The organism is Thalassospira sp. Z349TD_5, assembly GCF_056173045.1.
Genome location: NZ_CM149654.1, coordinates 2,482,079 through 2,501,243, shown reverse-complemented (window position 1 = coordinate 2,501,243; position 19,165 = coordinate 2,482,079). Strand labels below are relative to the sequence as shown.

Annotated in this window: 20 protein-coding genes; 14 read left to right on the top strand and 6 right to left on the bottom strand. The window is 53.3% G+C overall.

Translation table 11 applies throughout. The features are described 5' to 3' along the window. The first annotated feature begins 100 nt into the window (after positions 1–100). The 3 genes from AC0VXT_RS11470 to rpsI all read left to right on the top strand — a co-directional run bounded on the left by AC0VXT_RS11470 (position 101) and on the right by rpsI (position 1,664). Positions 101–544 carry a PaaI family thioesterase gene (locus tag AC0VXT_RS11470; RefSeq protein ID WP_475545547.1) on the top strand — a complete coding sequence of 148 codons (444 nt, stop codon included), beginning with the start codon at positions 101–103 and terminating at the stop codon, positions 542–544. Between the two features lie 161 nt (positions 545–705). Further along, positions 706–1,173, top strand: coding sequence for a 50S ribosomal protein L13 (gene rplM / locus AC0VXT_RS11465; protein WP_022730486.1), 468 nt, complete (start codon positions 706–708; stop codon positions 1,171–1,173). Beyond that, positions 1,173–1,664 carry a 30S ribosomal protein S9 gene (rpsI, locus tag AC0VXT_RS11460; RefSeq protein ID WP_475545546.1) on the top strand — a complete coding sequence of 164 codons (492 nt, stop codon included), beginning with the start codon at positions 1,173–1,175 and terminating at the stop codon, positions 1,662–1,664. Before rplM ends, rpsI begins: the two co-directional genes overlap by 1 nt. Positions 1,665–1,855: 191 nt before the next feature. On the opposite strand, the gene AC0VXT_RS11455 is transcribed toward rpsI, so the two are convergent. Further along, on the bottom strand, positions 1,856–2,290 hold the full coding sequence (locus AC0VXT_RS11455; protein ID WP_475545545.1) for an alpha-hydroxy acid oxidase: 435 nt from the start codon (positions 2,288–2,290) through the stop codon (positions 1,856–1,858). Positions 2,291–2,318: 28 nt separating this feature from the next. Then, a complete protein-coding gene (locus tag AC0VXT_RS11450) occupies positions 2,319–3,020 on the bottom strand; it encodes an alpha-hydroxy acid oxidase (protein WP_475545544.1) in 702 nt (233 codons plus the stop codon). Between the two features lie 382 nt (positions 3,021–3,402). On the opposite strand from AC0VXT_RS11450, the gene AC0VXT_RS11445 reads away from it, so the two are divergent. After that, complete coding sequence (locus tag AC0VXT_RS11445; protein WP_475545543.1) at positions 3,403–4,308, top strand: GNAT family N-acetyltransferase; 906 nt, start codon at positions 3,403–3,405, stop codon at positions 4,306–4,308. Between the two features lie 89 nt (positions 4,309–4,397). On the opposite strand, the gene AC0VXT_RS11440 is transcribed toward AC0VXT_RS11445, so the two are convergent. Then, positions 4,398–5,309 carry a PhzF family phenazine biosynthesis protein gene (locus AC0VXT_RS11440; protein WP_475545542.1) on the bottom strand — a complete coding sequence of 304 codons (912 nt, stop codon included), beginning with the start codon at positions 5,307–5,309 and terminating at the stop codon, positions 4,398–4,400. A 94-nt stretch (positions 5,310–5,403) separates the two neighbouring features. Here AC0VXT_RS11440 and AC0VXT_RS11435 point away from each other — a divergent pair, with 94 nt between their 5' ends. The 4 genes from AC0VXT_RS11435 to argC all read left to right on the top strand — a co-directional run bounded on the left by AC0VXT_RS11435 (position 5,404) and on the right by argC (position 9,670). Next, positions 5,404–6,339 carry a LysR substrate-binding domain-containing protein gene (locus AC0VXT_RS11435; protein WP_475545541.1) on the top strand — a complete coding sequence of 312 codons (936 nt, stop codon included), beginning with the start codon at positions 5,404–5,406 and terminating at the stop codon, positions 6,337–6,339. 196 nt (positions 6,340–6,535) lie between these two features. Continuing rightward, positions 6,536–7,819: a hypothetical protein gene (locus AC0VXT_RS11430; protein WP_475545540.1), complete on the top strand. Its 1,284-nt coding sequence runs from the start codon at positions 6,536–6,538 to the stop codon at positions 7,817–7,819. Positions 7,820–7,849: 30 nt separating this feature from the next. Then, the gene (locus tag AC0VXT_RS11425) at positions 7,850–8,485 is read left to right on the top strand and encodes a hypothetical protein (protein ID WP_475545539.1); all 636 of its coding nucleotides are present in this window, start codon (positions 7,850–7,852) and stop codon (positions 8,483–8,485) included. 138 nt (positions 8,486–8,623) lie between these two features. Further along, on the top strand, positions 8,624–9,670 hold the full coding sequence (argC, locus tag AC0VXT_RS11420; RefSeq protein ID WP_475545538.1) for an N-acetyl-gamma-glutamyl-phosphate reductase: 1,047 nt from the start codon (positions 8,624–8,626) through the stop codon (positions 9,668–9,670). Between the two features lie 74 nt (positions 9,671–9,744). On the opposite strand, the gene AC0VXT_RS11415 is transcribed toward argC, so the two are convergent. Then, positions 9,745–11,148 (bottom strand): aminotransferase-like domain-containing protein, encoded by a 1,404-nt coding sequence (locus AC0VXT_RS11415; protein WP_475545537.1) that lies wholly within the window; start codon positions 11,146–11,148, stop codon positions 9,745–9,747. Between the two features lie 109 nt (positions 11,149–11,257). On the opposite strand from AC0VXT_RS11415, the gene AC0VXT_RS11410 reads away from it, so the two are divergent. Next, on the top strand, positions 11,258–12,133 hold the full coding sequence (locus tag AC0VXT_RS11410) for a DMT family transporter (RefSeq protein ID WP_475545536.1): 876 nt from the start codon (positions 11,258–11,260) through the stop codon (positions 12,131–12,133). Positions 12,134–12,189: 56 nt separating this feature from the next. Here AC0VXT_RS11410 and AC0VXT_RS11405 read toward each other — a convergent pair whose 3' ends face one another. Further along, positions 12,190–13,035 (bottom strand): substrate-binding periplasmic protein, encoded by an 846-nt coding sequence (locus tag AC0VXT_RS11405; RefSeq protein WP_475545535.1) that lies wholly within the window; start codon positions 13,033–13,035, stop codon positions 12,190–12,192. 196 nt (positions 13,036–13,231) lie between these two features. Here AC0VXT_RS11405 and AC0VXT_RS11400 point away from each other — a divergent pair, with 196 nt between their 5' ends. From AC0VXT_RS11400 to AC0VXT_RS11385, 4 genes are all read left to right on the top strand, one after another. After that, positions 13,232–13,768: a gamma carbonic anhydrase family protein gene (locus AC0VXT_RS11400; RefSeq protein WP_475548579.1), complete on the top strand. Its 537-nt coding sequence runs from the start codon at positions 13,232–13,234 to the stop codon at positions 13,766–13,768. 102 nt (positions 13,769–13,870) lie between these two features. Further along, the gene (locus AC0VXT_RS11395) at positions 13,871–14,698 is read left to right on the top strand and encodes a substrate-binding periplasmic protein (protein WP_475545534.1); all 828 of its coding nucleotides are present in this window, start codon (positions 13,871–13,873) and stop codon (positions 14,696–14,698) included. Positions 14,699–14,870: 172 nt separating this feature from the next. Continuing rightward, positions 14,871–15,770, top strand: a complete 900-nt coding sequence (locus AC0VXT_RS11390; protein WP_475545533.1) for a DMT family transporter — start codon at positions 14,871–14,873, stop codon at positions 15,768–15,770. Positions 15,771–15,948: 178 nt separating this feature from the next. Beyond that, a complete protein-coding gene (locus AC0VXT_RS11385; protein ID WP_475545532.1) occupies positions 15,949–17,271 on the top strand; it encodes a cytochrome-c peroxidase in 1,323 nt (440 codons plus the stop codon). Positions 17,272–17,273: 2 nt separating this feature from the next. On the opposite strand, the gene AC0VXT_RS11380 is transcribed toward AC0VXT_RS11385, so the two are convergent. Then, positions 17,274–18,149, bottom strand: a complete 876-nt coding sequence (locus AC0VXT_RS11380; protein WP_475545531.1) for an NAD(P)-dependent oxidoreductase — start codon at positions 18,147–18,149, stop codon at positions 17,274–17,276. A gap of 182 nt (positions 18,150–18,331) precedes the next feature. Between AC0VXT_RS11380 and AC0VXT_RS11375 the strand changes: the two genes are divergently transcribed. After that, positions 18,332–19,153 (top strand): hypothetical protein, encoded by an 822-nt coding sequence (locus tag AC0VXT_RS11375; RefSeq protein WP_475545530.1) that lies wholly within the window; start codon positions 18,332–18,334, stop codon positions 19,151–19,153. The last annotated feature ends 12 nt before the right edge of the window (positions 19,154–19,165 follow it).

The following is a 19,165-nucleotide window of genomic DNA, read 5'->3' as shown; positions in this document are numbered from 1 at the left end:
GCCTGTAAATATTGACGTTAACGTAAACGTTATGTCAGTCTTCCGGTTGATGATGAAAGATGCTGTATCAAACAAGACAGCACAGCAGGGAGACGACCCAATGACCCACACCCAAACCTTTCCGGCAGGTTCCGGTATCACGCCAGCCGATTTCGATGCCATCATGCGTGAAAAGGTGCCGTTTGTCGGGGACATGGGGGTGGTCACTGAACGGTTGACCGATGATAGCGCCACGTTGCGTTTGCCGTTTAACGAACGGTATTTACGACCGGGCAATGTCGTGACCGGCCCGGCGATTTTTGCGTTGGCCGATATTGCGCTTTATGCCGTGGCGTGGCTGGTCGTGCCCAAGGCCGATCTGGCAGTAACGACCGAGGCGACGGTGCATTTCCTGTCCGGGGCCAAGCCCGGCGATTTGATTGCCGAAGCCAAAATCCTTAAGGCGGGCAGGCGGCTTTTGATTGCGGAATGCCATATAAGGTCTGCTGTCGATGACAGCCTGTGTGCGCATGTGATTGGCACCTATGCGATGCCGCCGGCGTAAAAACCGGATAAAATAGTGTGGTAAAATAATACCTCGTTATTTAAGTTATTGATTTTAAACGAAATATTCCTGTTGTTTTCCTGTTGAATACTGGCATAATGCGCCGACTTTCAACGAGGGACCATTCCCTCCGTGGAACCCAGTTTTCGAGTATAGAAATAATGAAAACCTTCTCTGCGACACCGAGCGACATTGAGCGCAAATGGTTCGTGGTCGACGCCCAAGACGTCGTCCTTGGCCGCCTTGCTGCTGTTGTTGCCAATCGTCTTCGTGGTAAGCACAAAGCGATGTTTACTCCGCACATGGATTGTGGCGATCATATCGTCATCGTCAATGCTGAAAAAATCAAACTTACCGGCCGTAAACTTCAGAACAAGAAGTTCTATTGGCACACCGGTTATCCGGGCGGTATCAAAGAACGCACCATGGACAAGCTCCTGAACGGTGAGCATCCGGAACGCGTGATCATCAAAGCTGTTGAGCGTATGATGTCCCGTGGCCCGCTGCGCAGCCAGGTTCTTTCCAAGTTGCACGTCTATGCAGGCACCGAGCATCCGCATGACGCTCAGAAGCCGGAAGTCCTCGACGTTGCGGCTATGAACGAAAAGAATAAGCGGAGTGCTAAGTAATGGCCGAAACTAAAACTCTTGAAGATCTCAAGGATCTGGCACAGGGCGGCGAAACCGTTGCTGCAGCTGCAGAAGGCACCCTGCCGGAACCAAAGATCGACGCACAGGGCCGTTCCTATGCAACTGGCCGTCGTAAGAACGCAATTGCACGTGTCTGGATCAAACCGGGCTCAGGCAAAGTCACCGTCAATGGCCGCGAATTCGAAGATTACTTCGGTCGTCCGGTTCTGCGCATGGTGATCAACCAGCCGTTCACCGTCACCGATCGTAAAGATCAGTTTGACGTTGTTTGCACCGTTAACGGTGGTGGCCTTTCTGGTCAGGCCGGTGCAGTTCGTCACGGTATTTCACGTGCACTGACCTCCTTTGAGCCGGCACTGCGTCCGTCGCTTAAAGCTGGTGGGTTCCTTACCCGTGACTCACGTGCAGTCGAACGTAAAAAATACGGTCGTGCAAAAGCTCGTCGTAGCTTCCAGTTCTCGAAACGTTAATTCGTTTCCGGGCAGCACGCCCAACATTTTATTGGAAAAGCGTCACTTTCGAGTGGCGCTTTTTCTGTTTGTGGGTGTTCAGTCGGGCGTGATTTTGCCTGTCGGCAAAACCTATAAAAAAGCGGCGTCTTTACAGATGAAAGACGCCGCTTTTTTGTTTGATTTTGAGACACGAAACGGTGTCTGCTGCGTTACTGCCAGCGGTCAGAAAAATCGCGCGGGACCATCAGAATGTCGCGATCGACCTTGGTCACGTCAGTATGTCCGCAAAGCGCCATGGAAACTTCAAGTTCCTTATGAATAAGCTCAAGCGATTTGGTGACGCCTTCTTCGCCCATGGCCCCTAGGCCATAGATATATGCCCGGCCGATATAGGTGCCTTTTGCACCCAGGGCCAGGGCTTTCAGAACATCCTGGCCAGAGCGAATGCCACTATCGAGATGGACCTCAATCTTGTCGCCGACCGCATCCATGATGGCGGGCAATGCGCGAATGGAGGATAAGGCGCCATCCAACTGGCGTCCGCCATGGTTGGACACGATGATGGCATCAGCGCCGACATTGAGCGCCTCCAGCGCATCGCGTGGATCAATGATCCCCTTGATGATCAAAGGCCCATCCCACATTTTCCGGAATTCGCGAATGCGGTTCCAGTCAAGGGATTGGTCGAAAGAATTCGGCCGTCCAGGTGCTCAATGATGACGGATCGCCAACACCCTTGGCGTGTCCGACAATATTGCCAAAGAAACGTCGCTTGGTGCCAAGCATGCCCAGGCCCCACTGCACCTTTGTCATCATGTTCGCGACGGATTTCGCGGTCAGTTTGGGCGGGGCTGACAAACCGTTTTTCAAATCCTTGTGTCGCTGGCCCAGCATTTGAAGGTCCACCGTGATGACGGCTGCCGAGCACTGGGCTGCTTTCGCCCGGTCAAACAGGCGCTGCATGAAGTCGTCATCTTTGAGCGTGTAAACCTGCAGCCAGAATGGACTGGATGTATGTTCGGCGACATCTTCGATCGAGCAGATCGACATGGTCAACAAAGTGTAGGGTACACCGAACTTTTCAGCCGCACGGGCGGCCTTTATCTCGCCGTCGGCGCATTGCATTCCAGTCAGTCCGACAGGCGCAAGCGCGACAGGCATAGTGACATCCTGACCGATCATCTGGCTTTGGGTTGACCGTCCGGCCATATTCATTGCCACCCGCTGACGCAGGTGAATATCCTGAAAGTCAGTCGTGTTTTCACGGAATGTCTGCTCGGTCCAGCTTCCGGATTCTGCGTAATCATAGAACATGCGCGGCGTGCGCCGTTTATAGATACGTTTCAGGTCTTCGACGCAGGTAATCACTGGCATGAGGTCAACTCCGAATAAAATGCGCTCGGTAATGGTAATACCAGTTTCAGAGGTTATCGCAAACCGAATTGAAAATCAGCTTCTTGCTGACCGTTTCCACATGCTGGAAGCAGGCCGATGTTCTTGTTGGGAAAGAATTTTAAAAACAAGGATCGGAAATTCTGCAGGTTGTGATAAGAACAAAAGGTCAAAGAGATAATTTCTGAATTTAAGGTGTCATCCAATGGTGGGAAATATGCGACGAATTTTCAAAACATAACTTTTGAACCTCTGTTGGATTTCCCCGTTATTTGTGAAGGGCCGCTAATGGAGCGGTCTTTTTTTTGTGCCAATTTCAAAGGTTGGCAAAGACCTGAACCCCAAAGAAAGGGCCCCCCCCGATATGCAGTACAGAAAGCTGCACGACGCCGATTTTGATGCCGCAAACGCCTTCCTTGCCAACCATGCTGCGACCAGCATGGTTCTGCGCGGGAATTTGCGAACTGCGGGTATCGAACGACGTCGTCATCCGCTTTCTGGAACATACTTCGGGGAAGTTTCCAAAGCGGGACACGTCTCTGCGATCGTTGCGCAGTTTGGTAATGGCAATGTGTTTGTTCAGGCCGGGGATCAGGCACATATCCCGCACGCCTTGACCACGGCATTCCGTGCTGAAATCCCGCATCCGGTGGCGGGTATCTTTGGTGATGCCGATCAGGCCGCCGACATGATTGTTCAGCTTGGCCTTGGCGATGCGAATTTTGCGATTAATGCATCTGATGTGCTCTATACGCTTGATCTGGCTGATCTGATTGTCCCGGTAAATGTCCGGGCTGATGGGTTTCAGATGGTCGATGCGGAAAAACTGGATCGCAGCACTTTGTTGCGCTGGTTGCGCGCTTATGAGATTGAGGCGCTTGGCGCACAGGATACCCCGTTGCTTGACAGTAAGATCGCATCGCGACTGGTGCATGCGCTTGATGCGCGCACCATGTGGGGGCTGATTGTTGATGGAAAACCCGTCAGTCTTTCGGGGTTTAACGCGCAGCTGCCTGAAGTGGTGCAGGTTGGCCCGGTCTGGACGCCGGTCGAGCAGCGATCAAATGGCTATGCCCGTATTCTGGTCGCCAAAACTCTGTTGGCGGCGCGATCCAACGGGGTAAAGCACGCCATTCTGTCAACCGACAGTGAAGCGGCGGCAAAGGCTTATGAGGCGCTTGGATTTGCCAAAATCGGCCGCTATCGCCTGGCGTTGCTTGAGTGCCCTGTTAAAATTGACGGCCAGTTGGAGCCACAGCTCGCCGTTTGATCAAGGTTGGCTGTCACGCCCGTTTTGATATCGGTGCCAATATATTTCGCCCCTGCCAGCATGTGTTATGCTGGCAGGGGCGGTTTTGTTTAAAAATCGATGGTAAGGCTTTCTGATACCTTGCCGTGACCGCCAGCCATCAAGCCAAGGATTTTGCCGTTTTCAACGGTGAGTTCCACTGTAATAAGGCTTGGCGATGCCGGGGCCATAAAGCGGCCTTGCTCAATCACCAGAGTTTCTTTGTTGATGTTTAAATGGTCGTGCAGGACACAGGCGAGCGGTCCTGCGGCCATGCCGGTTGCTGACTCTTCCTCAATGCCATAGCGCGGGGCGAACATCCGGGTTGTGGCATCCTTGTCCGTTGCGTCCCTGTCGGTTGTGAAGACGTAATATCCGACAAGATCGAGTTTCTCACTGATGTCGGAAATAAGGTCAAAATCGGGTTTCAAGTTGCGAAGGGTTGCGCCGTCTTTCACACCTACGACGACAAAATTATTGCCGGTGTTGACAAGAACCGGGCTGACGTTTTGGGCGAGATCGTGTTCCTTAATCCCAAGTGATTTCAAAACGTCGGCAGCAGTGACGTCGTCGCCCACCCAATCACTTGGCATGCGGTAGCTGGGCGCGAGTTGTTCCATATAGGCCGCACCGTTTTTAATGACGATTTTGCGTGGACCATCAACGGTTTCCTTTGATGTTTCGCCCTCGGAAACGCCTCCCAGTTCGGCAAGGTAGGAAAAGGTCGCGATGGTCGCATGACCGCAATGGGCAATGCGGCGATTTGGCGTAAAGAAATCAAGCTTGAATGCCTGTGTCTGTGACGCGGAAACGAATGCCGTTTCAGACAGGCCAACCTTGGCTGCAATTCGCAGCATGTCCGCATCGCTCAGATTGTCGGCATCGAGTACGACCGCCGCCGGGTTGCCACCAACGTTGCCGGTGACAAAGGCGTTGACGACTTGGGCAGTGATTGTTTGTGTGTTTGCGTGAGTTTGTTTCATGTTATTATCCAGAATATCAGAGATAATTTATCCTTGTTGTCTATTTACGGTATGGTTTTGCGGCAGGGTACTCATAAATACATGAGATGAATTCATGAATATGGATCGAAAGCAAGCTATCGCAAAACTCATGCAAGCTGCGCCGATGCTGGCCGCCATTGGCGAGGAGATGAGTTTCACCAAGGCGGCTGCGCGACTGAACGTCAACCAGTCGGCGGTGAGCCATCGGGCAAGGTCGCTTGAGGAGGCGCTTGGTCATACGCTGTTTGATCGCACTACACGCAGTCTGCGGCTCACCGAGATTGGCGGGATCCTTTGTAGGGCGGCACGCGAAAGCGTTGCTGGGTGGGACCGGGCACTTGATAAGCTTGACCGTGTCCAGTCGACCAACCTGATTCATCTTTCCATGCCGTCGTCGCTGGCGATGAAATGGTTCATCCCGATATTGCCGAACGCCCGGGCAATGGGCCTCAATATTTCGGTTGATGTCAATGAGCAGGCCATTGAGTTTCAGGCAAATGAGGCCGACGCCGCGATCCGGTTTGGCCGGGGGCCGTATCCCGGTTTGCATTCATCCCATCTTGCGCAGTGCTGGTTGCAGCCTGTCGCAAGTCCAAAATATCTTGAACATACCCCTGCACCTGAAACGCTTTTAAGTCATCCAGATACAGTCTTTCTTGCCGACCGGCGCGGCGAAGTGGATGGCTCGGAATTTAGTTGGGATTACTATCTATCCAATTGCGGACTGGACCGCGAAAGAATCACGCCGGGCGGCCAATTTGATCGTGCCGATTTGATGCTTCAGGCGGCAATCGGCGGCATGGGAGTCGGGTTGGGAAGGACCCTTTTGATCGAGGGGGATGTTAAGGCGGGGCACCTTAAGGCAATCGGCCCGGCAGTCCGGATGCCGTCGGCATATTGGCTGGTTTGTTCGCCCAGTTTTGCGCAAACAAACCGGTTTGAAACGTTACATCAGTGGATCAAGACTGAAATTCGCTCCATCACGAGTCCGCACTTACCAATCGACTGACGGTTGAAGACGAACAAGTTACCTGCTGCGTTAGAGGCAACGGCTTGGCGTGGCCGGTAAGCCCGGTTAAGCTTGATGATACTTTTGCGCTGAAATTTACTGTTTGATTGAGGGCGTTCTGAAACACCATCTTTTACATTGGTCCCGTCGCGTTTCGTTTCTGCCAACATATGTTTTGGTGCTGGCGGGATCGTTTATGTTTGCGATCTGGCTTATGGGGGCCGGTACAGCGCAGGCGGATAATCTTGATCAGGTATTGTATCGGTTTGAAAACCGCGCCCTGACATTGGGGCGTTATGGGTCGGTATCGGGGTTTCAGCGCAAGCTGTTTGTCGAAGCCGCGCGGTGCAAGGAGGGTCCTGTTGCGGTCTATGGCAAGGCTGATGGTATTGTCGGGGCGAAAACCCGCCAAGCGATTGTTGATCTTCAACCTTGTTTGAATTCCGCGGTGCGGGCCGCTGTTGGCGCAGAGCAGTATGGTGCGATCACGGTCGGGCTTTGGCGGTTGTTGATGCCCGCCGACATATCACCGCCAGGGGCGATTGAGCGCGCCAATCAGCTGACCTTTGCGCTTGAGGGGACGGATTACGACGTCATCCAGTTTAACTTCTGTCAGTCGAAAAACCCGCGCAGCGGCAAGCGGTTCCTTGAAAGCGATCCATATTGTCATACAAATGATCCGCGCGCCTATTTGACCTGGGGACCGCGCGGGGCAACCGCCGGGGCAGGGGCGGAAATACAGCAGATTATCTTTGCCGCCGAACGGGCCAATCCGGGGTTGCTGCGATCCGTATTCGGGCCGCTGACCGAGGACATGCACCGGCTGGCACTGGGCAATAACGATGCGGCCTTTGATATCCTGTGTTCGATCTGGATTGATACTGCGCAACGTGAAGATTTCAAGCGCCGTTTCGCCGACTATGGCGCGCGGCCTGAAGTGCAGCGTGCCTATCGCCAAGTCTATGACGCGGCCAATGCCGATGGCGGCAAAATCGCCCGGTTTTTTAAGCTGTACGGGGCACTCCGCCCGATCATCAAGCGCGATCCAACTGAAATTGATCTGGCGTTTTTCATTGATCGGGCCACACATGGATCAGTACCGCCGGGCGATATCAGCCAGCTTGTTGATCGCATGACAAGCTTTGCCACCCGAACCCGCAACCTTCCCAGTCCGGGGGAACTTCGCAAACAGTTGGCCGCGTGGTTGCCAACTCATCATAAATACAATGACCGGCTGGCGCGCGATGCGATTTTCCTGATTGATGACCCGGACGTTATTTTATCAGACGCCCATCGCCGCATGTGGCAACAACGATCCGGCCTGAAAGCCAGCGATTTTGGCCTTTCCGATCAACGCCAAGTCGCGAGCTACCCGGTTGCTGCCCCGACGGGATACGAGAAAATCGAAAAGTTCTATACCGTGCTGCCCGAAGACAAACGCGCCTGTCCGTCAACGGTGCGGCGTGCACGTAAGCAATAATCTTTTGATGTATAGGAAATCGGAGGTGCCATGAGGAAAAGCTATGATGCAAGATATTTGCAGTTGTTTGAGGCTCTGGTCACCGGTTTTGCTATAAGTGAAATGCACGTTCGAGAGCTTTATTTAAATGTGAACCAACTGAAAGCGGAACCTGTTCGTTTACTAGCGGTTTTGGCTAATGCATGGTCTTTTGTTGACGATGTGTATCGTGTTCGCCAACTGATGCAATCCGTTCCGGGCTTGAGCCAGAAGAGTCCAGAAATGAGGAGATTTTTGCGACAAACAAAAGTTACAGAAGACTTTCGGCATTATATTCAACACCTGAGAGATGAGCTCATCAAGCCAGAGAGCGTAACTACGCCTGTTTGGGGGTCTTTGTCTTGGGTTGATCCTGAGGACAGCTCAAGCTGCCATACTGCTATTCTCGGAACTGCAAGTAAAAACACCCAACATTACAGCTGTGTGTATGATCGACTGGAAGGGGGGTGGGTTAGTAAAATTACTCTCAATATTAAAGGCATATCACTTAATATTGATCCTGTTGCTGAGCAAATGAATATCTCAAAAAAGTTTATTCTGAATTGGTTGATACAAAAATCTTCTCGAGAAATAAGCTTAAGAGTCGAATATCCGATATTAACAGCGCGGATTGATTCTTCGAATTAGCCAGTACCTGAATAAAAGTGCATTTTGCAAAATATCCTGTGCCTAAACGCTTGCATATCGGGGGCTTGTTTGCCAACATCCGCGCCTTATCAAGGCCCCGTGTATGTTCGGGGCACGCCTATAGGAGCAAGATTTGAAATGAGTGACGTTAAGGTCAAAGTCGGAATTCTCGGTGCCAGCGGATATACCGGGGCGGAATTGGTTCGTATTCTTGCGCACCATGAAGCTTCGGTCATCACATTGCTGACCGCAGACCGACGCGCCGGACGTCCGTTTGGGGAAGTTTTCCCCCATCTTGCCCATATCAATCTGCCGACCATGATCAAGATCGAAGATGCCGACTGGTCAACCGTGGACCTTATTTTCTGTGCGCTGCCCCATGGCACGACACAGGAAGTGATCGCCGGATTGCCCGACCACGTCAAAGTTGTCGATCTGTCAGCGGATTTCCGGTTGTTTGATCCGGCGACCTATCAGGAATGGTATGGCGCGGAACATGCCGCACAGGATTTGCAAAAGCAGGTTGTTTACGGCCTGACCGAACTGCACCGTGAAAAGATCAAAAAAGCCCGTGTTGTGGCCAATCCGGGCTGTTATCCAACCCCGGTGCAATTGGCATTAACCCCGCTTTTGGAAAGCAAGTTGGTGCATGCCGATGACATCATCATTGATGCCAAGTCCGGGGTGACGGGGGCGGGTCGTTCGCCCAAGGAAATGACCCTGTTTGCCGAAGTGACCGAAGGCATTCATGCCTATAGCACCGGCGGGCATCGTCATGCGCCCGAGATTGAGCAGGGGCTTGCATGGGCATCGGGAAACGACGTTGTCGTCAACTTTTCCCCGCATCTGATGCCAATGAGCCGCGGTATTTTGGAATCCATCTATGTCAAAATGACCGATGGTACGACCGCCGAGGACATTCAGGCCGCCCTTGCCAAACGCTATGCCGACGAGCCGTTTGTCCGCATCCTGCCATTTGGGGTGACGCCGCAAACCCGTCATGTGCGTGGGTCGAATTACGTTTTGATGGGCGTTGTTAAGGACCGTGTACCGGGCCGTGTGATCATTGTCGCGGTTGAGGATAACCTGGTCAAAGGGGCGTCTGGTCAGGCGGTGCAGAACATGAATGTGATGCTGGGCCTGCCCGAAACCATGGGGCTTGAGATCGAGCCGCTGTTCCCGTAAGGGGCGGGAAAAGGTTTCCTCATACAATTAAAAACAGGCGTGTCCAAACCGGGCGCGCCTGTTTTTTTTATGTTTTAGCCCATGGCGCGTTTGAGGATTTCAAACAGTTTGGGATCGTCGCATTGCGCAATATTAAACCGCATCAGATGATCGGCGGTTTGTGAAATGCTAAAAACATTGCCGGGTGCCAGCACCACACCATCGGCAAGGGCATTTCGTGCGAGCGTCGCGGCATTCATGCCATCGGGCAGTTTGCACCACAAAAAGATCCCCGCATCGGGTGTTGAGACCGGGGTGATCCCCAGCGACTGCAATCGGGACGTCACCCGTGTCATGGCCGTTGCTAGGCGGGTGCGCAAAGCATCCATATGCTTGCGATAGGTGCCGTCCTTTAAAATCGACAAAACCAGTTCCGGGGCAAGGTTGCCACTGGAAAATCCGGTAGCGATTTTAAGGTCGGTCAGCCCGTCGATCCAGTCAGGCGATGCTGCGATATAGCCACAGCGCACCGATGCCGACAGGGTTTTGGAAAAACTGCCAATATGAATAACCCGGTCCAACCCGCCAAGAGCTGTAAGACGCGGAGCGGGCGTGTTTTCAAAATCGGCAAAAATGTCGTCTTCAATCACAATCAGGTCGTGCTGTTCGACGGTTTTGAGAATGCGATGGGCAACCATGGGCGAAAGGGATGCGCCGGTTGGGTTGTGAAGCCCGGAATTGGTGATGTAAAGACGGGGTTTAGTGTCCTTGACGATACGGTCAAAGGCATCAACATCGGGGCCATTCGCGGTAAAGGGAACGCCGACGATATTGGCGCGATGGGCGCGCAAAAGTGCCTGAAAATTGAAATAGCACGGATCATCAATCAGGACAGTATCGCCCGGTTCGATCAGAAACCGGCAGAGCATATCAATTGCCTGTGTCCCAGACTCGGTCAAAAGGATCTGATCGGGGCTGGTATCAATGCCATATGTCGCCATGCGCCGTGACAGTAATTGGCGCAAGGGGGCAAGGCCGAGCGGCGTTCCATACTCGGTCAGGGTTTCGGTGCGGGTGCGCGACAATGTGCGCAACGCACGCCGGATCGATGTTTCGGGCATCCAGCTTGCCGGGAGCCAGCCACAGCCGGGCTTGAGCATGTCGGGCCGGGCATCAAGCGACTGGCGTGAGACCCAGAACGGATCAATGGCCCGATCCAGTTTGGGACCGATCCGGGTGATCGAGAGCGGGGCGGTATGGGCACAAACAAAAAATCCCGATCCGCGCCGTGACTGAATGACACCGTCGGCCACCAACCGGTCGTATGCTTCGACCACGGTGGAGTTTGACACCCCCATTTGATGGGCGCAGGCCCGGATCGACGGCAAACGATCCCCCGACAACAGATTACGCGCGCCAATTCGGCTGCGGATTGTGGCCATGACATGGGCGACAAGTGTGCTGCCATCTGTCGGTATTACTGCGCGATCGCCTGTCACTGTACGGCTCCTGTAATCAATACAGTTTGGTGTAATTGTATTTGATTGTGTCTGGTGATCGGGCGGCAGGCAAGCGAAAGATACGTCTTCGAATTATGTGGAGGCGACGATGGCGATTGCAGTGGAACGGACAACGGGTGGTTGGCTTAGCGGGTTGATCGGGATTCTGATTTTTAGTGGATCACTTCCGGCAACCCGAATTGCGGTGATGGATTTTGATCCGCTTTTCCTGACTGTGGCGCGCGCGACAATCGCCGGGATGATCGCACTTGTGATTTTGATGATGACCCGCACCACCCGGCCACAGAGGTCCGACTGGGGATCGCTTTTGGTGGTGGCATTCGGGGTGGTTGTCGGCTTTCCGTTGTTAACGGCATTGGCGCTTGAGCATATTACATCGGCGCGGTCGATTGTGTTTATCGGGTTGTTGCCGCTGGCGACGGCGATCTTTGGTTTGTTGCGCGGCGGGGAACGACCGCGCGCGGTGTTTTGGCTGTTTTCGGTTCTGGGCAGTGCGCTTGTGGCTGGGTTTGCCGCGATTGGCAGTGATGCCGGTGCGATGCGTGGTGATCTTTACATGCTGGGTGCGATTGTTGTCTGCGGGCTTGGCTATGCCGAGGGTGGGAAGCTATCGCGCCGTCTGGGCGGGTGGCAGGTGATCTGCTGGGCGCTGGTGATTTCGCTGGTTCCCATGGCGATCCTGTGTGCGGTTATGATGCCAGACAGTTTTACCGAGATCAGCATGCCCGCGTGGTTTGGCCTTGGCTATGTCTCGGTCTTTAGCATGCTGATCGGGTTTTTCTTTTGGTATCGTGGACTGGCCGTTGGTGGAATTGCTGCAGTCGGACAATTGCAATTGCTGCAACCGTTTTTCGGTTTGATGCTGGCAGCTCTTATTTTGGCGGAGCCGGTTGGCTGGGCGATGATTGTCGTAACGGTCGGGGTGGTGGCCTGTGTTGCCGGGGCAAAGCGATTTGCGCATTAAGGCGTTAGTTGTCAGAAGCATTTGGTCGCCAGGGCATGGGCGAAGCGTATATTTGCCTATTCACTTGATATCGGCGGTGTGATTGGAAATTCGTCAAGTTGAGGCAGGTCAACCGGGATGACATCCGGCCAATAGAGTTCGTGGATTTTCTGTATGAAGCCTTCCTTGTGCAGATCACGCATAGTTTTCACGATGCGGTCTTGCTGCGCGATCAGGGATGATTTGCGCGAAAGGGACATGTGGATGTCATTGTGAACATCTGATCTGAATGGGGCCTTGATGATGCTGTCTTGCATGTTGTTCTTGCGAATTTGGTAATCGGCGTTGGCATCCGACCCAACGATGGTGTCGATTCGGCCAACTTCGAGCATTCTAAGGATCAGAATTTCCGAACCGGCTTCGTATTTTTCAAGCGATGTGTCGCTATCGAACGGTTCGAAATAGCGCGAATCAACCACCGAACCAATGGCAAGCCGGCGCAAATCAGCATATTGCGTTATCGATGCCGGGCTTTGCTTGTTGACATAGAAGACCGGAGTTACCCGGCTATAGGGCGGATAAATATATTGGGCGAATTTCGCCCGTTCGTCGGAATAGGCAAAGCTTGTCAGGACGTCGATCTCGCCAAGTTCAAGCATCTTGAGGCATCGGCGCCAAGGGCAGGGTTGGGATTTCAGTTCCAGCCCGAGCCGGCGTGCGACTTCGTGCAGTAGCATCAGATCAATGCCCTGACGCCCGCCGTCTTCATCTTCTATTGCAAAAGGTTCCCATACCGAAAAGGCGGCAATTATTGTTCCTGTCGCATGTGATGCAGGTGCCTGATTGTCGTGGTCGGCCAGCGCAGGATGGGAAAACAGCAGGCACACGGCAATGGCGCACGCCCTGCGCAATGTTGTAATCACCGGTTTTCCAGTAATGTGGGATGATGCAGGTTTTGTTTTGACAATGTGCATGCGCTGGATTTTTCAGAGAAAAATTTTCAACTTCACATATTAGAATTTAAACTGGCATATCAAGGTATGTGACGGCAGGGTGGTTGTGATCTAAAGCCGGAACGTCATTGAGAACGAACAGCATTTTAAGAAAGGTCGTGTGACTATGCGTTTATCCTATCGCGGGGTGAAGCCCACCATCGACGAAACCGCCTTCATTGCACCCAATGCGACAATCATTGGTGATGTGGAGATCGGGGCTGAAACCGGTATCTGGTTTGGTTGCGTCATTCGAGGAGACGTGCATGAAATCCGCATTGGATCACGCACCAATATTCAGGACCTGACGATGGTTCATGTCGCCAAGGGAAAATTCGGGACATATATCGGCGATGATGTCACCATCGGACATGCCGCAATCATTCATGCCTGCACGCTTGAAGACAGAAGCTTTGTCGGTATGGGGGCAACCGTGATGGATGGCTGTGTTATTGAGCAGGGTGGGATGCTGGGCGCGAACGCATTGCTGGCGCCGGGAAAACGTATTCCTGCTGGTGAACTTTGGGCTGGTGTTCCTGCCCGTAAGGTGCGCGAACTGACCCAGGAAGAAATTGAGTTCTTTAAGGTGTCGGCTGATCGATATGCCGATCTTGCACAGGAATACCGGGTGTCTATTCCGCTCGACCTTGGGCAAGAGGGCTGAGATGATCGATCCGGCCAGAAAACAACGTCAAAACCGTCCGCGCATAACAAAGTAATACGTCTGCAAAAATGGGGTGTGATTGGCCGTTGTAGGGGAACATGAATGAGAACTGTCTGGCACATTGTGCTTGGCGCATGGTTGTTGGTTGGCGCACAGATCGGTGGTGTGGCGACCGCCCAGACCGCATATCCTGCGCAGGCTGATTCCTGTGGGCAGACGTTAACTGTGCGGGTGGCGGAAACCTATTTTCCATTCAGTGTGAAAAATGACAACGGCGATCCATCTGGTACTGATATCAAATTCATTCGCCAGATTTTATCATCGATGGGTTGTCGGTTCGAGTTTGTCTTCATGCCTTGGAAAAGGGCGCTTCACGGTATTGAAAATGGCGAACTTGATGTTCTGCCGTCTGCATCGATCACCCCGGAACGTGAAGAATTTGCACGGTTTTCGCATCCCTACCGGAACGAGGTTTCCGGAATGGTTATTCGCAAAGGTGATGTCGGGCGGTTTCCGCTACAAACGGTCGATGATATTTTTCTGTATAATATGAAGCTTGGATATGTTCGGGGGGCGTATCGCGGCGCGCTGTTTGCCGCATTTCTGGAAATGCCGGGCGCGGACAAGCAGTTGATTGAGGTCAGCAAAGCCGAACACGGACTTAATCTGCTGTTGAATGGACGTATTGATGGGGTGGTCGGCAGTCCTGCGATAACCCTTGCATATGCGGATCAAGTCGGGTTTGCCGATCAGATAATGGCCCATCCGTTTAAATTCGGCGTAGACCCAATTCATTTGATGTATTCGAAAAAAAGTGTCTCGAAAGAACTTGTTGGTCGCATCGATGTTGCACTTGATGCCGCCGTTAAAACGCAGGCCTATAAAGCGCTTTACGGGATTGATGCGGTGACGGAAATGTCGGGAAACTAGGGGCTGAACTCAATTGCCTCTGATCATGACTGTTCAGGTTTCGTGCGATTGTGGGTGTGATTGGCACGATGTGCTTGCCTGTCGGTTGGTCATACGGTAGCAAGACGGCAACCCTTCATAATAAACTTTACCGTGCGCCACCACGCCCGGTCACAGGAAACGGAACCGGGATATGACACGTTGGCAGGCAAACGCCGTAATTGTCTTTGTCGCCCTGATCTGGGGCACAACCTTTGTTGTTCAGCAAACCGGTATGGAAAACATCGGCCCGCAATATTTTACGGGTGTGCGGTTCCTGTTGGGGGCATTGGCGGTATTGCCGTTTGCGCTACGTGATCTGCGCAAAATCAAACGCAGTGGCGGGGCGCTTTCGCGTCTAGATATGTTTGGATTGGTGGCCACGGGCATCTCGATGTATCTGGCCAGCATCCTGCAGCAAATCGGTATTATTTCGACGACTGTGACCAATGCGGCATTCCTGACGGCGTTTTATGTGCCGATGGTGCCGGTTTTGGCCTTTTTCGTTTTTCGGGCGCGCCCGCACTGGTCGGTTTGGCCGGGGGGGATGATGTGCGTTCTGGGCACCTATATGCTGAGCGGGGGTAACCTTTCGGCATTGGGTTCGGGCGATTTCTGGGTGATGGGCAGTGCGGTGTTCTGGGCGACACAGGTCGTTTTGATCGGCGTGATGGTCAATCGTACCAACGCCCCGGCCTTGGTCGCAGCAACCCAGTTTTTCATTACCGGTATTCTGGGGATGGCGATGGGAGCCATGACCGAAACGTTCAGTTTTGCCGATATCTATAACGCCGGATTTGAAATTCTCTATGCCGGGATTATGTCGGCCGGGATTGCCTTTACCCTGCAGGCGGTGGCCCAGAATTATACTGAGGCTGCCGATGCTGCCATCATCATGAGTGCCGAGGCGGTATTTGCCGCCATTGCGGGCGCGTGGTTCCTTGGTGAACGCTTGGCACCGGCGGAATATGCCGGTTGCGGCGTTATTTTGGCTGCAATCGTTGGTGTGCAGCTGTTGCCAATGATGCGCCGCCGCCCGCGCGTTGCGGTATAAAAGAAATCTGCCTTGATGTCGGGCGCATGTACCTGATGCTATCTTGCCATGGAAAGATGTTGATGCACGCATTGACTTTTATCAAAGCAGGGGGCAAATCTGGGGTGTAAATGAGTATCATTTACGATGCCGATATGCGCCGTTTCGCCCTGTTTCGCAGAAATTAAAAGTGCCCGCCATGCGTGTTTTAAAATGCCGTCGTTTCAAACCTGTCCGTTCCGGTGCAGCCGTCATGGCCGTTGCCATGGTGATGGCTGCAGGAATGGCGGGTGGCGCGCAGGGTTCTGAAACCACGACGCAGCAAGACTTCTTGCGTAAGCTTGTTGGCGATGCACATGGTGTTTCGGCCAACCCGACTGTGCATGAAATTGCCGCAGCCACCGATAGCCTGCAAGACAGCCCGTTTGAAGACCGGGCGGCATTGGGCGAGGCGCTTTATTTCGATACCCGTCTTTCGGCCAACCGCACGCAAGCCTGTGCCACCTGTCATGATCCATCAACGGCGTTTCGCGATCCGCGCTTTGATGTGGCGGACGGCGCGTTTTCACAAGGTGATGACGGCAAAAGCCTTGGTGACCGGAATGCGCCAATGGCGGCCTATGCGAAGTTTTCGCCAACATTCCATGTCCGCGAAGATGGTGTCGCAGTCGGGGGGCAGTTCTGGGATGGGCGTGCGGCTGATTTGGCCGAGCAGGCCGGTGGGCCGCCGCTTAACCCGATTGAAATGGGCATGGCCGATAAGCAAACCCTGATCGCACGGTTACGTGATGATGAAGATTACTTTGCCGGGTTCAAGGCGCTGTTTGGCGATGATGTCTGGTCAGATGATGATGATGCCTATCGTGCAATGACGCAGGCCATTGCCGCATTTGAGGAAACCGATGAATTCGCCCCGTTCGACAGCAAATACGACCGGTTCCTGCGCGGTGAGTACAAAATGACGCCGCAGGAGGAACTTGGCCGGGTGTTGTTCTTCTCGCAGCAGTTTACCAACTGCAATACCTGCCACATGTTGAAAACCAGCCCAACGGCAGAGGGCGAAACCTTCACCAATTACGAATTCCACAACATCGGCGTGCCGCGCAATGTTGCCACGCGCGGCGCCAATGACAAGGATGTCGCCTTTACCGATAACGGGTTGCTGGATAACCCGGCGATTGAGGATGCGGGGTATCGTGGCAAATACAAAACCCCGTCATTGCGCAATGTGGCGGTGACGGGTCCCTATATGCATAACGGCGTGTTTTCCGATCTTTCTACCGTCGTGCGGTTCTACAACAAGTACAACAGCCGCGCGAAAGCCAACCAGACCAACCCCGAAACGGGTAAGCCGTGGGGCGATGCGGAAGTGGTCGATACGATTTCACTGACCGAGCTTGAGCAGGGCGATGCGCTTGATAGTAAACGCATCAATGCGATTGTCGCGTTTTTGAAAACGCTAACCGATGCACGCTATGAACCGCTTCTGGCAGATCAGGAAGAACAAGCTGCAAAGAACTGATTTTAATTGGTTTTAAGCGTCTCAATCACCGCACTTTGCGCCAGATCACCAAATCCGTCTGATGTCGCCTTTGTAAAGACATCCGATGCCGCCCGGCCAACGGGCAGGGACATTCCCATGTCGGTTGCCAGTTGCATGGCATAGCTTGCATCTTTGGCGCGAAGGCCCGTGGTGAAGTGGATGCCTTCGTGATGGTTGCCGCTGACCATGCCGGGAACCGTGATTTTGCCTGACATGCTGGCGTTTGCCCCTTTGGCGAATGTTTCCGCGACCAAATCACCATCCAGACCAGCCTTTTGTGCAACCGCGACCAGTTCGGCGGCCGCAGCGATATGCACCGCGCCAAGAAGGTTGTGCATCAGTTTATACACCGTGCCCGATCCAATCGGGCCGAAATGAACAATCTGTTTACCAACGGCATTCATGAACGGTCGGGCGCGATCAAGAACCGCATTATCCGCCCCGATCAGAAAGACGGTGTTGCCTGCCTGGATATCAGCGGGAACGCCGGTTACGGGCGCGTCGATATAGGCGCAGCCTGCTGCTGTGATCTTTGCGGAAAGTTCCATAACGAAGCCATGCGACAGGGTGGAACATTCAATCGCCAGTGTTTCGGGTTTCATGGCGGAAAGTGCACCATCAACGCCCAGCCAGACGGCCTCTGCACCGCTGTCATCGGCCATAAAGGAGATTACCATATCGGCGTTGCGCACCGCATCGGCCGGTGTGGCGCAGGCTTTGGCCCCCAAGGCAACAAGCGGTTCGGTTTTAGCCGTGCTTCGGTTCCAGACTTGAACAGCATAACCCTGCTTGAGGGAACGGATGATCATTGCCGATGCCATGCGGCCAGTTCCCAGAAATCCGATCGTTTGGGTCATGATGTGGTTTATCCTGTATTCTATATTATGCAATTTGCGCGGTATCTTGCGATTGGCGATGCCACAATTTGCCATGAATGTACCATGCCAAGCCCTTGAATAAAGGCGATTATGATGATGGAAGTCCAAAACAGGGAAATGACGTGACCGGTATCAGAACTTCTTTTTCGATGATTTTCGCGATGGCGGTAACGCTATGGCCATTTGCGGCATCTGCCGATTTTAGGAAAAGCGACTTAAAGGCAGATCCCAGCGGCCAGTTTTATTGCGACGAGACGATGGACTGGTGTTTTGGTCTCGCCCAGAAACCCAGTAATGCCGGCGAGGGGCACACACCGCTTCTTCTTGTCCTGCGCGACGGTAAAGAGGTGACGCGTCAGGAAATTATTCTGGGGAAAAGACGGCATGACGGCAATGGCGGTTGGCGCAAGACCGGCATTTGGCCGCACCGGTTTCATGATCCGCAACGCCGTGGTGCATTTCTTATGGGAATTGTGACGACCACGACGGTTGGATATTCAGGCGGTGGCGCATCTGTTGCGATGCTGTCACTCATTCGGGTGGACCCGATGCCAGGAAATAACCCGACAGGAACGCCGCCCCTACTTGGCATGGTTGCAACGGTGCCACTGGAAGCGTCCAAAATGATCCGGGCCTGCTTTAGCGAACAGGATGTGATCGACCGTCATCAGGTTTGCCATGATGAATATGATTTTGAAGCCAGCATTACGCCGGTATCGGAGGTTGGCGCGCAGGTTGGTGACGATGACGCGGGGCAAGGTAACATGCCGTCGCTTCAGTATGTTGCACGGGCAAGCCGGTTTCCGCCAAACGCTGATCTTGGCACGGACTCAAGTGTCCGACCGCCTTTGAGCAAGCAGGAAATGGTACGTGCGCCTGACCTTGCATGTAGTTTTGATGCGGTTTTCAGGTTTGATCGCAAGGCACAAATATATGAAACGGATCTTCCGATTGAAGGGTGTGAAACCTATTTGATCCCATGAAAAAGATGCGCT